This is a genomic window from Roseateles sp. So40a (genome assembly GCF_048081605.1).
Taxonomy (GTDB): domain Bacteria; phylum Pseudomonadota; class Gammaproteobacteria; order Burkholderiales; family Burkholderiaceae_C; genus Roseateles.
The window spans coordinates 381,179-395,691 of record NZ_CP182288.1; the positions used below are offsets into that span (position 1 = coordinate 381,179).

Below are 14,513 nucleotides of genomic sequence, written 5' to 3' on the forward strand. Positions count from 1 at the left end.
CATGACCCCGTGGACCTTCCATAACCCCGTCGACGTGCGGGCCGGCATCGGCGCGCTGTCGCAACTGCCCGCGCTGGTGGGCGAGCGCGACGCGCTGCTGATCGCCTTCCCCGAGGCGGAGCCGCTCGGGCTCGTCGGCCAGGTGCGCGGGCTGCTCGGCGCGCGGCTTGTCGCGGTCGAGACCGACATCCGCCCCAATCCCGACGTGCGCTGGCTCGCGCCGCTGTACGAGCGGCTGTGGCGCGATCACCGCGGCGCGCGCTGCGTGATCGCGCTGGGCGGCGGCAGCAGCATCGACGCGGCCAAGGCGATGCTGACCGCGACGCCCTCGGGCCGTTTCGATGAGCTGCTGGATCACCTCATCGATCCGAAGGCGGCGCCGCTGCCGGCCGGTCGGCCCGAGAAGCTCGATGAGCAGCGGCATCGCGCGTTGATCGCCATCCCGACCACTGCGGGCACCGGCAGCGAGGTCACGCCCTGGGCGACGCTCTGGGACGCGGACCGCGCGCGCAAGCATTCGCTGCACCTGCCCTGGACCTGGCCCGAGGCCGCGATCGTCGACGCGTCGTTGATGGTGAGCCTGCCGCCGATGGCGACGCTGGCCAGCGGGCTGGACGCGCTGTCGCATGCGCTGGAGTCGCTGTGGAACGTGCACCGCAACCCGGTGTCGGCGAGCCTGGCGGTGAGCGCGGCACGCGCAATCGTGGCGACGTTGCCGGCGCTGCTGCGCGAGCCGCGACGGCTCGACCTGCGCGAGACGCTGGCCACCGCGGCGCTGCAGGCGGGGCTGGCGTTCTCCAACACGCGTACCGCGCTCGCGCATTCGCTGTCCTACGACATCACGCTGGCGCGCGGCACGGCGCATGGCATCGCGTGTTCCTTCAGCCTGCCGCGCGTGATGCGGCTGGCGCTGGGCCGCGACGCGGCGCTGGACGCGCAGTTGCTGTCGATCTTCCCGGCCGGCGACGTCGAGGGCGCCGTCGCGGCGCTCGAGCGCTTCCTCGCCGCGCTGGGCGTTTCCACCGATCCCGCCGATTACGGCATCGCGCCCGAGGACTGGGACACGCGCGTCGCGCACGCGCTGCGCGGCCCCCGCGGACGCAACTTCATCCAGGCACACGCATGAACCCGACTCCCATGACCCCGACTCCCATGACCGCTTCGCCCTATCCGCATCTGCAGGCGGTCGTCTTCGACTGGGCCGGCACGCTGGTCGATCACGGCTCGCTCGCGCCGACGCAGATCTTCGTGGACGCCTTCGCGAGCTTCGGCATCACGTTGACGCTCGACGAGGCGCGCGGCCCGATGGGGCTGTCCAAGCGCGATCACATCCGCACGCTGCTCGAGCACGCCGGCCTGCGTGCCCAGTGGACGGCGCGTTTCGGCCGCCCGCCGGGCGATGCCGACATCGACGCGATCTACGAGCGTTTCATGCCGATGCAGATCGAGCACGTGGGGCGCTACTCGGCGCCGATCCCCGGGGCCGTCGAGATGCTGGCCGCGCTGCGCGGGGCGGGGCTGAAGATCGGCTCGTGCTCGGGGTATCCGCGCCAGGTGCTGGACGTGCTGTTGCCGCAGGCGCGCGCCGACGGCGTGTGGGCCGATCACGTCGTGGCCGGTGATGAGCTCGCGGCCGGCGGTCGTCCGGGGCCGTTCATGGCGCTGGCCAACGTGCTCGCGCTGGGCATCGGCGATGTGCGCGCCTGCGTGAAGGTCGACGACACGACGCCCGGCATCGAGGAAGGCCGTCGCGCGGGGATGTGGACCGTGGGTCTGAGCCTGTCGGGCAACGAGACCGGGTTGACGCTCGCGCAGTTGCAGGCGCTGCCGGACGCGGAAGTCGCGGCCAGGCGCGAGGCTGCCACGCGGCGGCTGGTGGCGTCGGGCGCGCATCTGGTGATCGACTCGGTGGCGCAACTGCCGAAGGCGCTCGCGGAGATCGACGCGCGGATGGGCCGCGGCGAGCGGCCGTGATCCCGCGGCGGGCGAGTTCGACGACACTCGCCTGATGGGACTCACACTCTTCGGATCGGCCGCCTCAGGCTCCACCGCGGTCGAGGCAGCGTTGACGCTGCTGGGCATCGACTTCGACCTCATCGAGGGCGCGACCTGGGAGACCGAGGCCGCCCGGGCGCGTGTCGGCGGGACCAACCCGATGCGGCAGATCCCGACGCTCGTGGACGGCGACGGTCGCGTGATGACGGAGAGCGCGGCGATCCTGATCCATCTGGCCGACACGCATCCGGAGGCGGGGCTCGCGCCGGGCATCGATCATCCGCGGCGGTCGGAGTTCCTGCGCTGGATGGTGTTCGTGTCCTCGGCGATCTACTCGCTGCACTGGATCAAGCCCGACGTGACGCGCGTCGGCGCGCGGCCCGAGCAGCGCGAGGCGGTGGTCGATGCGGTCCATGAGCGCATCGCGTTCTGCTGGAGCGTGATGGATGCGCAGGTCATGCCGGACGGGCCGAGCGATTACCTGCTCGGCGATCGGCTGAGCGTGCTGGATCTGTACGTGACGGTGGTGTCGCGTTTCGGGCCGTGGCGCGAGCGATTCGAGCAAGTGGCGCCGCGCATGACGCCGGTGGTGCGACGCGTCGATGCGGAGCCTCGGCTGCAAGCGTTCTGGCGCGCGCGATTCCCGCTTGATGACGAGTGACGGAGTTCCCCTTCCCCGCGAACGACGAGTGACGGAGTTCCCCCTTCCCCGCGAACGACGAGTGACGGAGTTCCCCCTCGCCCGCGAAGCGGGAGAGGGGCAGGGGTGAGGGCTCGTGCCTGACAGCGAGCCCTGCCCAGAGCCCTCACCCCTCCCTCTCCCGCTTCGCAGGAGAGGGCGATCGGCTGGCGCGCTGCGAACTCCCTCGCCCGCTTGCGGGAGAGGGCAGGGGTGAGGGCCAGTGGCCGTCGCAGTACATCGCGCTGACGTGCGAAGCGCGTCCGCGCGCTGGGGCCGGCAGGGAAGGGCGCTCCTATCATCGACGGCGAAGTCCCAGTCCATGAGGTCGCCGTGTCCGCCAATCCCTCTTCCGCTTCTCCGACCACTTCGCGCCGCCAGTTGCTGGTGCTGATGCCCACGGCGGAGGAACACCTGGCGCAGATCCGCCAGCGCTTCGACGTGATCTACGCGCCCACCGCCGAGTCACGCGCGCAAGCCATCGCGCAGCACGGCGCCACGATCGAGCTGGTGCTGACCATCGGTGCCGTCGGCCTGCGCGCCGACGAGATCGCCGCGATGCCGAACCTGCGCGTGGCGGCCGCCCAGGGCGCTGGCTACGAAGCCATCGACCTGCCCGCCGCCAAGGCGCGCGGCCTGACGCTGTGGAACGGCGCCGGCACCAACGATTCCTGCGTCGCCGACCACGCGATGGCGCTGCTGCTGGCCTCGGTCCGCGCGCTCCCGCAGCAGGAAACCGCGCTGCGCGCCGGCGTGTGGCGCGACGCGCTGCCGCTGCGTCCCAGCGTCAACGGGCGCAAGCTCGGCATCCTGGGCCTGGGCACGATCGGCCTGCGCATCGCCAAGCGCGCGCTGGCCTTCGACATGGAGGTCGGTTATCACAACCGCCGCGAGCGCCACGACGCGCTGGGCTGCCCGTTCTTCGACTCGCCGGTGAAGCTCGCGCAATGGGCGGACTTCCTGGTCGTCGCCGCGCCCGGCGGTCCCGCGACGAAACACATGGTCAACGCCGAGGTGCTGAAGGCGCTCGGCCCGCAGGGGCATGTCGTCAACATCGCCCGGGGCAGCCTCGTCGACACGGCCGCGCTGGCCGCGGCCCTGGCCGCCGGCGAGCTGGGGGGCGCCGCGCTGGACGTCTACGAATCCGAACCCAAGCCGCCCGAGGCGCTGCTCGGCTTCCCGAACGTGATCCTCACGCCGCACATCGCGGGCTGGTCGCCGGAGTCGGTCCAGGCCACGGTGGATGTGTTCCTGGAGAACGCCCGGCGCTGGGAAGCCGGTGAGCCGGTGCTCACGCCGCTCTGATCCGGGCGCCCAAAAAAATGTCCGCGGCCTCGGGGAGAGGCAGCGGACAAAGTACTTGAGAACTGAAAAACGAGAACTGAAAAGAAAGGTCCCCTCGACAGGGGACCCGGCTCCGCGTACGGAACGAGGAAGGCGACCGATGATGGGCTGTTGGTCAGCCCAGCAGGCCGGTCGCCAAGCCCAGGCAGGACATGACGCCGATGCAGACCACCCAGGCATCCGCGTTGTTCAACGAGGTCCAGACCGTTTGCTTGAGCATCTGCATTGCCATCTCCTGCTGCAGCCGGAAGTGGCTGCGATGGATGGAAATGTACTGTATGCCCATACAGTATTCAACAGGGAAGCGCCGGATTGTGCGCGCCGCGCCACGGCCCCCACGGCCTCTTTCCGCTGAACCTCCTCAGCGACCCCCGCGCTTCGCCCGGCACGCCGGGTTCGAGCACAGCCCGTACAGCGCGAGCGCGTGCTCGACCAGCTCGTAACCGCGCTCCTCGGCGATCTCGCGCTGACGCTGCTCGATGCCCGCGTCGTAGAACTCCTCCACCCGGCCGCAGGCCAGGCAGACCATGTGGTCGTGATGCTGCGCGGAGTTGAGCTCGAACACCGCCTTGCCGGACTCGAAGTGCTGGCGCGCCAGCAGGCCGGCCTCCACGAACTGCATCAGCACGCGATACACCGTCGCCAGGCCGATGTCCGCCCCATCCAGCAGCAGCTGGCGGTAGACGTCCTCGGCGCTGAGGTGGCGCTGGTCCGATTGCTCGAAGATCTGCAGCACCTTGATGCGCGGCAGCGTGGCCTTCAGGCCGCTGGATTGCAGGCTCTCGATCTGGTGCTTGGGCGAATCAGGCTTGTGCGAGTCAGGCATGTGCGGAAGGGATGATCGTGCGGACTGGCGATCAGGCGGCCGCGGTTTCGGGATGCTTGGGGTCGTCCAGGTCCGTGGACGCGTCGGTCGCGCCGGTGGCCTTGGCGCCCTTGCGCGCGCCCTGCGGCTTGCGCAGCCACAGGTACAGGCCGCTGCCCAGCACGACGATGGTCGCGATGTCCAGCAGCGCCCACAGGATCTTCATCGGCATGCCGCCGTAGTCGCCGAAGTGCAGCGGCTGCGAGACCAGCAGCGCGGTCAGGTACCAGGGCAGCTCCGGCGCGGCCGTCAGCTGCGAGGTCTTCGCGTCCACCAGCAGCGGCTGCAGCAGGCGCGAGGTCAGCGGCGTCGTGCCCTTGAGGAAGATCGTGTTGTGGTGCGGGCTCGAGAACGCCGTGCCCGGGAACGCGATGAACGAGACCTTGCGTTGCTGGCCGTGATGCATCGCCGTGTCCAGCGAGGCCTGCAGCGGACCGCGGTCCTGCGTCGCCAGCAGCGGCTGTCCCTGATAAGGCGCCAGCAGCGTCGAGACCTCGGTGTACTGCCAGTACTTCACCAGCAGGTCCGCCCAGGTGTTGATCATCCCGGTCGCGCCCACGACGAAGCACCACACCAGCGTCACGATGCCGATCAGGTTGTGCAGGTCCAGCCACTTCACGCGCGTGGAGCGGTCCTTGCGCACCGCGCCGAAGTCCAGCTTGCGCATGAACGGCGCGTACAGCACCACGCCGCTCACCAGCGCGACCAGCAGCAGCAGGCCCATGAAGCCGAGGAACAGCTTGCCGGGCAGGCCCGCGAACATGTCCACGTGCAGCCGCAGCATCAGGTCCATGAAGCCCTCGCCGACGCGGTACTCGCGAACGACCAGACCGGTGCGCGCATCCACGGCGACGGACTTGAAGTCCGCGGTCGGCGCGAGCGTGGGCCCCAGCGTGAACCACCACAGGCGCGGGTCGTCCTCGTTCTCGCCGGCGTACTGGATGACGCGCTCCGGATGCACCGCGTGGGCCGCCTTGGCCATGACGTCCAGCGGCACGCGCTGCTTGTCCATGGCCGCGGGCAGCACCGGCGCCTCGATCTCGTCGCCGAGCAGGTGGCCGATCTCGTGATGGAAGATCAGCGGCAGCCCCGTCAGGCACAGCAGCAGCATGAACAGCGTGCAGACGAGGCTGGTCCACTTGTGGAGCCAGGTCCAGACGCGGATGGCGCGCGAGCTCAGCATCGTCGGGTCCTCAGAAGTCGGCCGCCAGGCTCAGGTTGAAGCTGCGCGGCTGGCCGAGCACCAGGTAGCTCTGGTCGGGGTAGCCGCCGGCGGACGCCCAGTACTTGCGGTTGGTCAGGTTGTCGATGCGCGCGCGCAGCGTCAGCAGCGTGCCCTGCACCTCGAAGACATAACGCGCGCCGGCATCCAGGCGCGTCCAGGCCGGCACCCTCAGCGTGTTGGCGCTGTCGGCGAAGGCCTTGCCGGTGTGCACGACCCGCGCGTCCACCGCCAGGCCCTGGACCGCGCGGACTTCCCACTCCGCGCCGACGTTGGCCTGCACGCGCGGGATGCCCAGCGTGCGCTTGCCTTCGGTCGCGGCCACGCCGGTGTCGTGCTGCTTGGCGTCCAGCCAGGTCAATCCGCCCAGCACCTTCACGTCGGGCGAGGCCTGGCCGAAGGCGGTCAGCTCCACGCCGCGATGGCGGTCCTCGCCTTGCGCGGTGCCTTGCGCCAGCACGGCGCGCGGCTTGTCGGTGCTGAAGAAGGCCGCGCCGAAGCCCAGCCGGCCGCCGTCGTACTTCAGACCGACTTCCTTCTGCTTCGAGGCGTAGGGCGCCAGGTCGCGCGCGGGCTGGCCGTTCTGCGCGGCCAGGCTGTCGCCCTTGTTCAGGCCTTCGATGTAGTTGCCGTAGACCGTCAGCTGCTTGGAGAGCTTGTAGACGACACCCGCGACCGGGCTGGTCTTGCTCTGGTCGTAGGTGGTGACCGCGCCGCCGGGCGTGACCGTGCCCAGGAAGCTGACCGTGGCGGCGATCGAGTCGACCTTGAGCTTCTGATGGCGCAGGCCCAGCGTGACCAGCAGCGAGTCATCCAGCAGCGACAGCGTGTCGCCGATGGCGATGCTGCGATTGCGGGTGCGGGTGTTGAGCCGCGGATCGTCGACGCTGTTGCCGGCGTAGACGCTGCCCGAGAAGGCCGGCAGCGCGCCGTAGACGGGGGCGTAGAGGTTGGTCGGCTGCGTGTTGAGGAAGTCCATCGCGTAGCCGTTCTTCGTGTCCAGCGAGAACACGGAGGCCGACACGACCCATTCATGACCGATCGCGCCGGTGCGCAGCTTGCCGCGCAGGCCGACCTCGCCGGTGTCCACGCTGTCCTTGCGGCCGTTGTCGAAGCGGTAATAGCTGCCCGCGCCGGTGGCGGCGTCGGAGAGCGTCACGCCGGCCAGGCGGTTCTGCTCCTTGCTGCGGCGCGCGCCGTAGGCGGCCCAGGCGGTGACCGCGTCGTTCAGGTCCCACTCGCCGCGCAGCGTGCCGAAGGTGTCGCGCTCGTTGGAATAGGTCCAGGGCTGGGCGAAGTTGGTCTTGGTGTCGGGCAGCGCCGGCATCGCGGTCAGGCCGTTGACGGTGACGCTGGGACGGGTCTGCTTGAGCTGGTTGTCCTGCCAGCCGAGGTCGGCGCTCAGGCGCACGTCGCGGCTGCGCCAGTCCACGCCCAGCGACACGACGCTGGTCTTGGCCTTCTCATCGTCCACGGCGGTGCCGCCATCGCGGTACGCGGCGTTGAAGCGCACGCCGGTGGCCTTGTCCGGACCGAAGCGGCGGGCGACGTCAATGGCCGCGCCACCCGCACCTCCGCTGCCGGCGTTGACCGTGACCCGCGTCAGCGGCTCCACCGGCGCGCGCTTGGGCAGCAGGCTGATGTTGCCGCCGATGCCGCTACCGCCGGGGCTCGCGCCCATCAGGAAGGCGGACGCGCCGCGCAGCACCTCGACGCGCTCGAACAGCTCCGAGGCGATGTACTGGCGCGGCAGCAGGCTGTACAGGCCGTTGTAGGCGACGTCATCGGAATTCAGGATGAAGCCGCGGATGAAGTAGGCCTCCTGGAAGTTGCCGAAACCCCGCGCGGCGCGCACGCCGGGGTCGTTCTGCAACACCTCGGCGACGCTCTTGGCCTGGCGGTCCTGGATGAGGTCGTTGGTGTAGGCGGTGATGGAGAACGGGGTGTCCAGGTTGTCCTTGGTCCCGAGGATGCCGGCCCGGCCGCCGCGGGCGACCTGACCGCCGGCGTAGGCCTTGGACAGGCCCTGCTTGTCGGCCGTCGCGCTGACGGTGACGGCGGGCAGCTGGGTGGGGTCGTGCTTCTGGGCGTCGGGGGCGGCGGCGGGCGCGGTCTGGGCGGAAGCGAGGCCGGGCAGACCCAGGGCGATGGCGAGCGCCAGCGGGCGCAGCGGGAAGCGGTTCATGGACGGGGACCTTGCGGAATTCTTCTTGGGGAGGAGGAAACGGGGCGGGGGCCGTGGGGAAGGGCGCTCAGCGGGACGGGCTGCGACGCCAGGAGAACCACGCGATGACGAGCACCGGCACGCCCAGGCCGACCCAGGACCAGACGTCGCCCCAGTCGTCGGACACCAGCGCCGTCAGCAGGCCGGACGTGCTCAGCAGGCCCAGGACGAGGGGCCACAGCCACAGACGGCGGGATTCGGAGGAAAGCATCGGGCAGCGCCTAGCGTGCAAATAACAATTATTCGCATTCTAGGGCCAAGGCCCTTGGCCGGGCGAGGGGGAGGGCGATGACGGGACCACGGCCCGGGCTGCGCGCCCGGGCGGAGAGGTTCAGACCGTGGCGCTGGCCGCGGCGACGGCGGCGGGGCTGAGGCGTTCCGCCCGGGCGGCGTCCTGGCGAGCGAGGTACTGGTGGATGCTGGCCACGACCTGCGCCCCCTCGCCGATCGCGCCGCCCACCCGCTTCACCGAGCCCGACCGCACGTCACCGACGGCGAACACGCCCGGGATGCTCGATTCCAGCAGCTCCGGCTTGTACTCCGACAGCGGGCAGGCACAGGCCCGGCCGGTCGTGATGAAGCCGGCGCCGTCCAGCTCCAGCCCGCAGGCGGAGATCAGCCCCGTCTCGGGCTCCGCGCCGATGAACAGGAACAGGTGCTGCACCGGAAGCTGGCGTTCCTGACCGGTGCGCCGGTCGCGCCAGCAAACGGTCTCCAGCGCGTCGCCGCCCTGCAGGTCGCAGATCTCCTGGTGCGGGAGCAGCTCGATGTTGGCCGTGCCCTGGATCCGGTCGATCAGGTAACGCGACATCGTCGCCGCCAGCCCCGGGCCGCGGATCAGCATCAGCACCTTGGCCGCGTGGTTGGCGAGGAACACCGCCGCCTGACCCGCCGAGTTCCCGCCGCCGACGATGACGACCGTCTGCCGGGCGCAGATGCGCGCCTCGATCGGCGAGGCCCAGTACCAGACGCCCCGCCCCTCGAAGCGGCTCAGCGCGTCGATCTCCGGGCGGCGATATCGCGCGCCGGTGGCGATCACCGCGGTCCGCGCCCGCACCGTGCGGCCGTCTTCGAGCGACAGCCGCAGCTCATCTTCCTGCCCCTGGCGCTCGCAACTCATGCGCGTCACCTTGGCGGGGATCAGCATGTCGGCGCCGAACTTCTGCGCCTGCACGAACGCCCGCCCGGCCAGCGCCTGGCCGGAGATCCCGGTGGGGAAACCGAGGTAGTTCTCGATGCGCGAGCTCGCCCCAGCCTGGCCGCCGAAGCTGCGGCAGTCCACGACCAGCACGGACAAGCCCTCGGACGCCGCGTACACGGCCGCCGACAGCCCCGCCGGACCCGCGCCGACGATGGCCACGTCGTAGAGCTCGGTGCGCTCGCGCATGTCGACGATGCCCATGCAGCGCGCGACCTCGTCGTCGCTCGGATCCACGAGCACCTCGCCGCCGGGGCAGATGACCAGCATCTGCACGCCTTCGGTCATGTACTGCGCGGCGAGCGCCTTGGCGTCGTCGTTCTCGTCGGGATCCAGCTGCTGATGCGGATGGCCGTTGCGGCCCAGGAAGCTGCGCAGCCGCATCACCGGCGGCGACTTGGCGCGGCCGATCAGCGTCGCACCGCTCGCGCCGGCCTCGATCAGGCCCACGCGGCGCAGGATGAAGGCGCGGGTGATGCGCTCGCCCAGATCGGCCTCGGCGATCAGCAGCGCCCGCAGCTGCGGCGGGCTGACGTCGACGGCCTCGACCTCGGTCTCGGCGAGCGCGTCGATGAAGGAGGGGCGTCCGCTCAGCTGGCCGACCTCGCCGAGGAAGCATCCGGGGCCGTGGCGATGGATCGGCGTCACGTGGCCGAGGCTGTCGCGCTGCGACACGGTGATCTCGCCGCTGAGGATCAGGATCATGCCCATGCCGGCCTCGCCGGCACGCACGACCCACTCGCCTTGGGAATAGCGCCGGAAACGGCCGAAGCGCGCGACACGCGCGATGTCGGCGACGCCGAGCGCGGGGAACATCTGGGCACCGCGGGTTTCCACGATGTTGGGTTGCTGGACCTGGGCCATGGGACCTCCTGCCGCGCACCCTAACCGACGCAGGTGTCAGCGGCAAGCACCGGAAGAGAGAGGCGCGCGCATCCGCCGCGGCGGCCCGCGACCCTGGCATGACTCTGGCACCATGGCGCCACTTCGCACCTCCCATTTCCCGCTCCGGAGCCTTCGCCATGGACCTGCCTTCCCATCAACTGACGATGACCGTGCTGATGACGCCGGACATGGCCAACTTCTCCGGCAACGTGCACGGCGGCACCATCCTCAAGCTGCTCGACCAGGCGGCCTACGCCTGCGCCAGCCGCTTCGCGGGCCGCTACACGGTGACGCTGTCGGTGGACCAGGTGATGTTCCGCCAGCCCATCCACGTCGGCGAGCTGGTCAGCTTCCTGGCCTCGGTGAACTACACCGGCACCTCGTCGATGGAGATCGGCATCAAGGTCGTCACCGAGAACATCCGCGACCAGGTGGTGCGCCACGCCAACAGCTGCTTCTTCACGATGGTGGCGGTGGGCGAGGACGGCCGTCCGGTGCCCGTGCCGCCGCTGTCGCCGAGCACGCCCGACGAGAAGCGCCGCTGGGACGCCGCGCTCGAGCGCAAGAAGCTGCGCCAGGAACTGCAGAAGCGTCACGACGAGCTGCGCAGCTCGACGTTGCCGGGCTGACCGGCGAGCGGATCAACCCCGCAGTTGCGCGGGATCCAGGTACTGCTGGCGGAAAGTCTCGAAATCGATCGTGTCGGCCGCCTCGATCGCGGCCTGCGCGTCCAGCGAGGCCCGCGCCGATTGCTCGAATCGGGCCATCAGGCCCTCGGCGACCGGCAGGTCCAGCACGTGGTCGCGCGCGGCCATGGAGCGCGCCGCGACGAAGTCCAGGTGCGAGCAGCGATGACCCGCGCGCATCTCGGCGAGCACGCGCGCCGAGGGCAGATCGTCCGGACGATCCCAGCGCTCGACGGATTGCGCGAGCGCCTCCTGATACAGCGAGCCGCCCAGCGCCTCATCGATCTTGCGCGCGATGGGCGCGAACTCGGCCAGCAGCTCGCGGCCCCAGTCTCGCAGGGAGACCTCGCCGCCGCGGCGTTCCAGCTTCAGGCCCGGTTCACGGCCGGCCGAGGCCGTGCGGTGCTGGTTGCGCGCCAGCGCGCCCAGTTCCTGCGGCGTGTCGTCAGGGCTGTCGGTCAGCCAGCAGTGCAGCAGGAAGATGTCCAGGAAGCGCATCGTGCTCGCGGCGATGCCCACGGGCTCGAAGGGATCGAGGTCCATGCAGCGGACCTCGATGTACTCGACGCCGCGCTCGCGCAGCGCATGCAGCGGGCGCTCGCCCGAGCGGATCGTGCGCTTGGGGCGGATCGTGCCGTAGAACTCGTTCTCGATCTGCAGCAGCGTCGTCGACAGCTGGTTGTACTCGCCGCCGGGATTCATCACGCCGACCTGCTCATAGGCGGGGTAGGGGCGGGTCAAGGCGTCCTGCAGCGAGGCGGCGTAGCCGTCCAGGCTGTTGTAGCTGACCGAGAGCGAGGATTGCGCGTCGCTCTGGTAACCCAGCCGGCCCATGCGCAGCGAGGTGCCATGGGGCATGTGCAGCGTGCCGTCGGTCAGCGGCTGCAGACCGTGCTCGCGTCCGGCGACGAAGCTCGCGCACAGCGCGGGCGAGGCGCCGAACAGCGTCAGCAGCAGGAAGGAATGACGGCGGAAATTGCGGATCAGCGCGAAGTGGTCGGCGTTGTCCAGCCCCGGCATCGACCAGTTGTAATGGATGCCCGAGATCGTCTGCATGCGCCGGCCGTAGCGATGGCCCAGGCCCATGCGATAGACGCTCTTGGCGCGGCCGATGTTGGACGCGCCGTAACGGCCGATCGGGATGGTCTCGTCGGCCGGCAACTGGCAGGGCATGCTCGACGCCCACATCACCTCATCGCCCAGGCTGCGGTGCACGGCCTGATGGATCTCGGTGAGCTCGGCCTCGCAGGCCTCGGCGGACGGATGCACGCCGGTGATCAGCTCGAGCTGCGATTCGCTGAAGTCGGTGGTGACGGTCTCGTGCGTCAGCGCCGAGCCCAGCGCGGTCGGGTGCGGGGTCAACGCCAGCGAGGCGGTCGGCAACGCGCGCAGGCTCTCCTTCTCCACGCCGCGGCGCATGCCCGCGAGTCGTGCCGGATCCAGGGCCTCCAGTCGCTTCAGCCAATCGCTCAAAACCCGCTCCTCGTTCGATGTGGGCGCGCAAGTTACCAGAAGTGCACGAATCCCGCTTGACTCCGATTTCTATCGCTTGTGCTAAGGAAATGCGCTCAGCGACGCTCAACTGTCGGCATTCAGCCGGCGCCGCGTGCGCCGCAGTTGCTGGTCCGAACTGAAGCCCGCCGCCATCGCTGCCTGGGCAGGCCGCGTGCCACGGGCCAGTTCGCGCCGGGCCAGCTCCAGCCGGATCGCGCGCAGGTAGTCCAGCGGCGTCGTGCCGCCATGCTGCGTGAAGAGCCTCGTCAGGTGACGCGGCGTCACGTGGGCCACGCCGGCCATCCGCGCCAGGCTCCAGTCCGCGCGCGGATCGCCGCAGATCGCGTCCTGCACCCGGTGCAGCGCCGGATGCAGGTGATGCCGGTGCGCGAGCATCGGCGACAGCTCCGGATCCTGCGCGCCGCGGCGCAGATACACCACCATGACCTGCGCCACGGTGGCGGCGATCGCCTCGCCGCAGGCCTCGGCGATCAGCGCCAGCACCAGGTCGATCCCCGCCGTGATGCCCGCGCTGCTGGCCAGCGGGCCGTCGAGCACGAACACGCGGTTGGCCTGCACCTCGGCGGCGGGCGCGGCCTCACGCAACGCGTCCAGCGATTCATGGTGCGTGGTGCATCGGCGCCCGTCGAGCAGCCCGGCCCGCGCCGCGAGCAGGGCGCCCGCGCAGATGCTGAGCAGCCGCCCCTGGCCGCTCGCCAGCAGCGCGGTGCCCTCGCGGTGCAGCCAGCGCTCGATGCGCAGTTCCTCCTCGCGCTCGTCGATGCCGGGCGCCGGGTCGTCGGGATGGGCATGGCGGCGTCCGCTGAGGATCAGCCAGTCGCGCGGTCCGAGCTCGGGCAGCGCCTCGAGCGCCGCCAGCGTCAGCCCCACGGAGCTCAGCGCGGCCGGGGCCGCCGAGCAGTAGCGCAGCCGGAAGGCCTCCGGGTCGCCACGGCGGCGCAAGGCCTGGTTGGCCAGGCGCAGCGCCTCGGCGGCGCCGGCCAGGTCCAGCAGCAGCGTGTGGCGCTCGACGAGGATCCAGACGTCGATGGGCGCGTGGGGGCGGGCGGAAACGGACATCGCCGCAGTATGCGCTCTGGCGGTTCTGGCGTCGCTGGCGGCTCAGGCGGCCTGGGCCAGCGGGGCTCGCGCGTTGACGGCCCGGGCCAGGGCTTGCTCCACGGTGACAATCTCCGCGAAGCGGTCCTGCAGCGCGACCTCGGTGCGCAGCTTGATCTCGTCCACGCCGACGATGACGCCGCTCGCGTGGCGGATCGGGAAGGTGAGGGTGGCCTCGGTCACGTAATCGACGGTCCAGCCTTCATCGCTGGCGTGGCGGGTCGTGGTCTCGCAGCATTGCTCGGTGCGGATGCCCGCGACGATCAGGCGGCGGATGCCGTGTTCGGTCAGCCAGATCGACAGGCCCGTGCCGGCCAGCGCGCTGTGGCGGCGCTTGAGGAACTCGGCGGCGATGGGCACCTCGGCGAGCTCGGCCATCGGACGCACATGGCCGCTGACCAGCGAGAACGGGTTGTCCGGCGTGGCCGGGCCGTCGGTGTGGAGGATGCGCACGATCGGCAAGCCGCGTTCGGCGGCGCCGGTCAGCAGCGCGTTGGTGCGAGCGATGTAGGCGTCGAAGCCAGCGACGTCCCAGTACGGGCGGTGGCGGAAGGACTCCTGGACGTCGATCAGCAGGACGGCGGTGTCGGCGGTGGCGGCGGGGAAGGTCGTGGTCATCGAGGGCTCCATCGGGTGGTTGATGGTGCTCATCGTGCCGGCGACACGGCCCGGCGTCGCGCCGGGTCTGGACCGGTTTCGGTCAAATCAGGACATCGCACTGAGCTCGTCATCGAGCCCTCAGCCCCGCCCTCTCCCGCTTCGCGGGCGAGGGGGTAAGACAGGCGTCGGTCGATCGCCCTCG

The 14,513-nt window shown here is 70.5% G+C and carries 14 protein-coding genes; 5 read left to right on the forward strand and 9 right to left on the reverse strand.

Annotated elements, in window-relative coordinates; all coding sequences use genetic code 11:
• Nucleotide 1 precedes the first annotated feature (1 nt).
• The 4 genes from psrA (at nt 2) to ACNI65_RS01685 (ending at nt 3,979) form a co-directional block, all read left to right on the forward strand.
• Entirely contained in the window at nt 2-1,126 is a 1,125-nt protein-coding gene (gene psrA / locus ACNI65_RS01670) for an iron-containing alcohol dehydrogenase PsrA (protein ID WP_416760814.1), read from the forward strand.
• Complete coding sequence (gene phnX, locus ACNI65_RS01675; RefSeq protein ID WP_416760815.1) at nt 1,123-1,974, forward strand: phosphonoacetaldehyde hydrolase; 852 nt, start codon at nt 1,123-1,125, stop codon at nt 1,972-1,974. Before psrA ends, phnX begins: the two co-directional genes overlap by 4 nt.
• Before the next feature lie 34 nt (nt 1,975-2,008).
• The gene (locus ACNI65_RS01680; RefSeq protein ID WP_416760816.1) at nt 2,009-2,656 is read left to right on the forward strand and encodes a glutathione S-transferase family protein; all 648 of its coding nucleotides are present in this window, start codon (nt 2,009-2,011) and stop codon (nt 2,654-2,656) included.
• A gap of 411 nt (nt 2,657-3,067) precedes the next feature.
• Complete coding sequence (locus ACNI65_RS01685) at nt 3,068-3,979, forward strand: NAD(P)-dependent oxidoreductase (protein WP_416763545.1); 912 nt, start codon at nt 3,068-3,070, stop codon at nt 3,977-3,979.
• A gap of 154 nt (nt 3,980-4,133) precedes the next feature.
• Here ACNI65_RS01685 and ACNI65_RS01690 read toward each other — a convergent pair whose 3' ends face one another.
• The 6 genes from ACNI65_RS01690 to ACNI65_RS01715 all read right to left on the reverse strand — a co-directional run bounded on the left by ACNI65_RS01690 (nt 4,134) and on the right by ACNI65_RS01715 (nt 10,391).
• On the reverse strand, nt 4,134-4,304 hold the full coding sequence (locus ACNI65_RS01690; protein ID WP_416760817.1) for a hypothetical protein: 171 nt from the start codon (nt 4,302-4,304) through the stop codon (nt 4,134-4,136).
• A gap of 75 nt (nt 4,305-4,379) precedes the next feature.
• Nucleotides 4,380-4,844: a ferric iron uptake transcriptional regulator gene (gene fur / locus ACNI65_RS01695; protein WP_416760818.1), complete on the reverse strand. Its 465-nt coding sequence runs from the start codon at nt 4,842-4,844 to the stop codon at nt 4,380-4,382.
• Nucleotides 4,845-4,875: 31 nt separating this feature from the next.
• Nucleotides 4,876-6,066 carry a PepSY-associated TM helix domain-containing protein gene (locus tag ACNI65_RS01700; protein ID WP_416760819.1) on the reverse strand — a complete coding sequence of 397 codons (1,191 nt, stop codon included), beginning with the start codon at nt 6,064-6,066 and terminating at the stop codon, nt 4,876-4,878.
• A gap of 10 nt (nt 6,067-6,076) precedes the next feature.
• Nucleotides 6,077-8,290 carry a TonB-dependent receptor gene (locus ACNI65_RS01705; protein WP_416760820.1) on the reverse strand — a complete coding sequence of 738 codons (2,214 nt, stop codon included), beginning with the start codon at nt 8,288-8,290 and terminating at the stop codon, nt 6,077-6,079.
• 67 nt (nt 8,291-8,357) lie between these two features.
• On the reverse strand, nt 8,358-8,540 hold the full coding sequence (locus ACNI65_RS01710) for a hypothetical protein (RefSeq protein ID WP_416760821.1): 183 nt from the start codon (nt 8,538-8,540) through the stop codon (nt 8,358-8,360).
• A 120-nt stretch (nt 8,541-8,660) separates the two neighbouring features.
• Nucleotides 8,661-10,391 (reverse strand): FAD-dependent oxidoreductase, encoded by a 1,731-nt coding sequence (locus ACNI65_RS01715; protein ID WP_416760822.1) that lies wholly within the window; start codon nt 10,389-10,391, stop codon nt 8,661-8,663.
• Nucleotides 10,392-10,549: 158 nt separating this feature from the next.
• On the opposite strand from ACNI65_RS01715, the gene ACNI65_RS01720 reads away from it, so the two are divergent.
• Nucleotides 10,550-11,041 carry an acyl-CoA thioesterase gene (locus tag ACNI65_RS01720; RefSeq protein ID WP_416760823.1) on the forward strand — a complete coding sequence of 164 codons (492 nt, stop codon included), beginning with the start codon at nt 10,550-10,552 and terminating at the stop codon, nt 11,039-11,041.
• A 12-nt stretch (nt 11,042-11,053) separates the two neighbouring features.
• Here the strand turns inward: ACNI65_RS01720 and gshA are convergent, their stop codons facing one another.
• The 3 genes from gshA to ACNI65_RS01735 all read right to left on the reverse strand — a co-directional run bounded on the left by gshA (nt 11,054) and on the right by ACNI65_RS01735 (nt 14,329).
• Entirely contained in the window at nt 11,054-12,517 is a 1,464-nt protein-coding gene (gshA, locus tag ACNI65_RS01725; RefSeq protein ID WP_416763546.1) for a glutamate--cysteine ligase, read from the reverse strand.
• 159 nt (nt 12,518-12,676) lie between these two features.
• On the reverse strand, nt 12,677-13,672 hold the full coding sequence (locus ACNI65_RS01730; RefSeq protein WP_416760824.1) for a GlxA family transcriptional regulator: 996 nt from the start codon (nt 13,670-13,672) through the stop codon (nt 12,677-12,679).
• A gap of 42 nt (nt 13,673-13,714) precedes the next feature.
• Entirely contained in the window at nt 13,715-14,329 is a 615-nt protein-coding gene (locus ACNI65_RS01735; RefSeq protein ID WP_416763547.1) for a cysteine hydrolase family protein, read from the reverse strand.
• Nucleotides 14,330-14,513: the final 184 nt, after the last annotated feature.

Bases quoted from the DNA above. Each gene is read 5' to 3' on its own strand.
- psrA (WP_416760814.1), top strand. From the start codon at position 2: ATGACCCCGTGGACCTTCCATAACCCCGTCGACGTGCGGGCCGGCATC.
- phnX (WP_416760815.1), top strand. From the start codon at position 1,123: ATGAACCCGACTCCCATGACCCCGACTCCCATGACCGCTTCGCCCTAT.
- ACNI65_RS01680 (WP_416760816.1), top strand. From the start codon at position 2,009: ATGGGACTCACACTCTTCGGATCGGCCGCCTCAGGCTCCACCGCGGTC.
- ACNI65_RS01685 (WP_416763545.1), top strand. From the start codon at position 3,068: ATGCCCACGGCGGAGGAACACCTGGCGCAGATCCGCCAGCGCTTCGAC.
- ACNI65_RS01690 (WP_416760817.1), bottom strand. From the start codon at position 4,304: ATGGGCATACAGTACATTTCCATCCATCGCAGCCACTTCCGGCTGCAG.
- fur (WP_416760818.1), bottom strand. From the start codon at position 4,844: ATGCCTGACTCGCACAAGCCTGATTCGCCCAAGCACCAGATCGAGAGC.
- ACNI65_RS01700 (WP_416760819.1), bottom strand. From the start codon at position 6,066: ATGCTGAGCTCGCGCGCCATCCGCGTCTGGACCTGGCTCCACAAGTGG.
- ACNI65_RS01705 (WP_416760820.1), bottom strand. From the start codon at position 8,290: ATGAACCGCTTCCCGCTGCGCCCGCTGGCGCTCGCCATCGCCCTGGGT.
- ACNI65_RS01710 (WP_416760821.1), bottom strand. From the start codon at position 8,540: ATGCTTTCCTCCGAATCCCGCCGTCTGTGGCTGTGGCCCCTCGTCCTG.
- ACNI65_RS01715 (WP_416760822.1), bottom strand. From the start codon at position 10,391: ATGGCCCAGGTCCAGCAACCCAACATCGTGGAAACCCGCGGTGCCCAG.
- ACNI65_RS01720 (WP_416760823.1), top strand. From the start codon at position 10,550: ATGGACCTGCCTTCCCATCAACTGACGATGACCGTGCTGATGACGCCG.
- gshA (WP_416763546.1), bottom strand. From the start codon at position 12,517: ATGCGCCGCGGCGTGGAGAAGGAGAGCCTGCGCGCGTTGCCGACCGCC.
- ACNI65_RS01730 (WP_416760824.1), bottom strand. From the start codon at position 13,672: ATGTCCGTTTCCGCCCGCCCCCACGCGCCCATCGACGTCTGGATCCTC.
- ACNI65_RS01735 (WP_416763547.1), bottom strand. From the start codon at position 14,329: ATGACCACGACCTTCCCCGCCGCCACCGCCGACACCGCCGTCCTGCTG.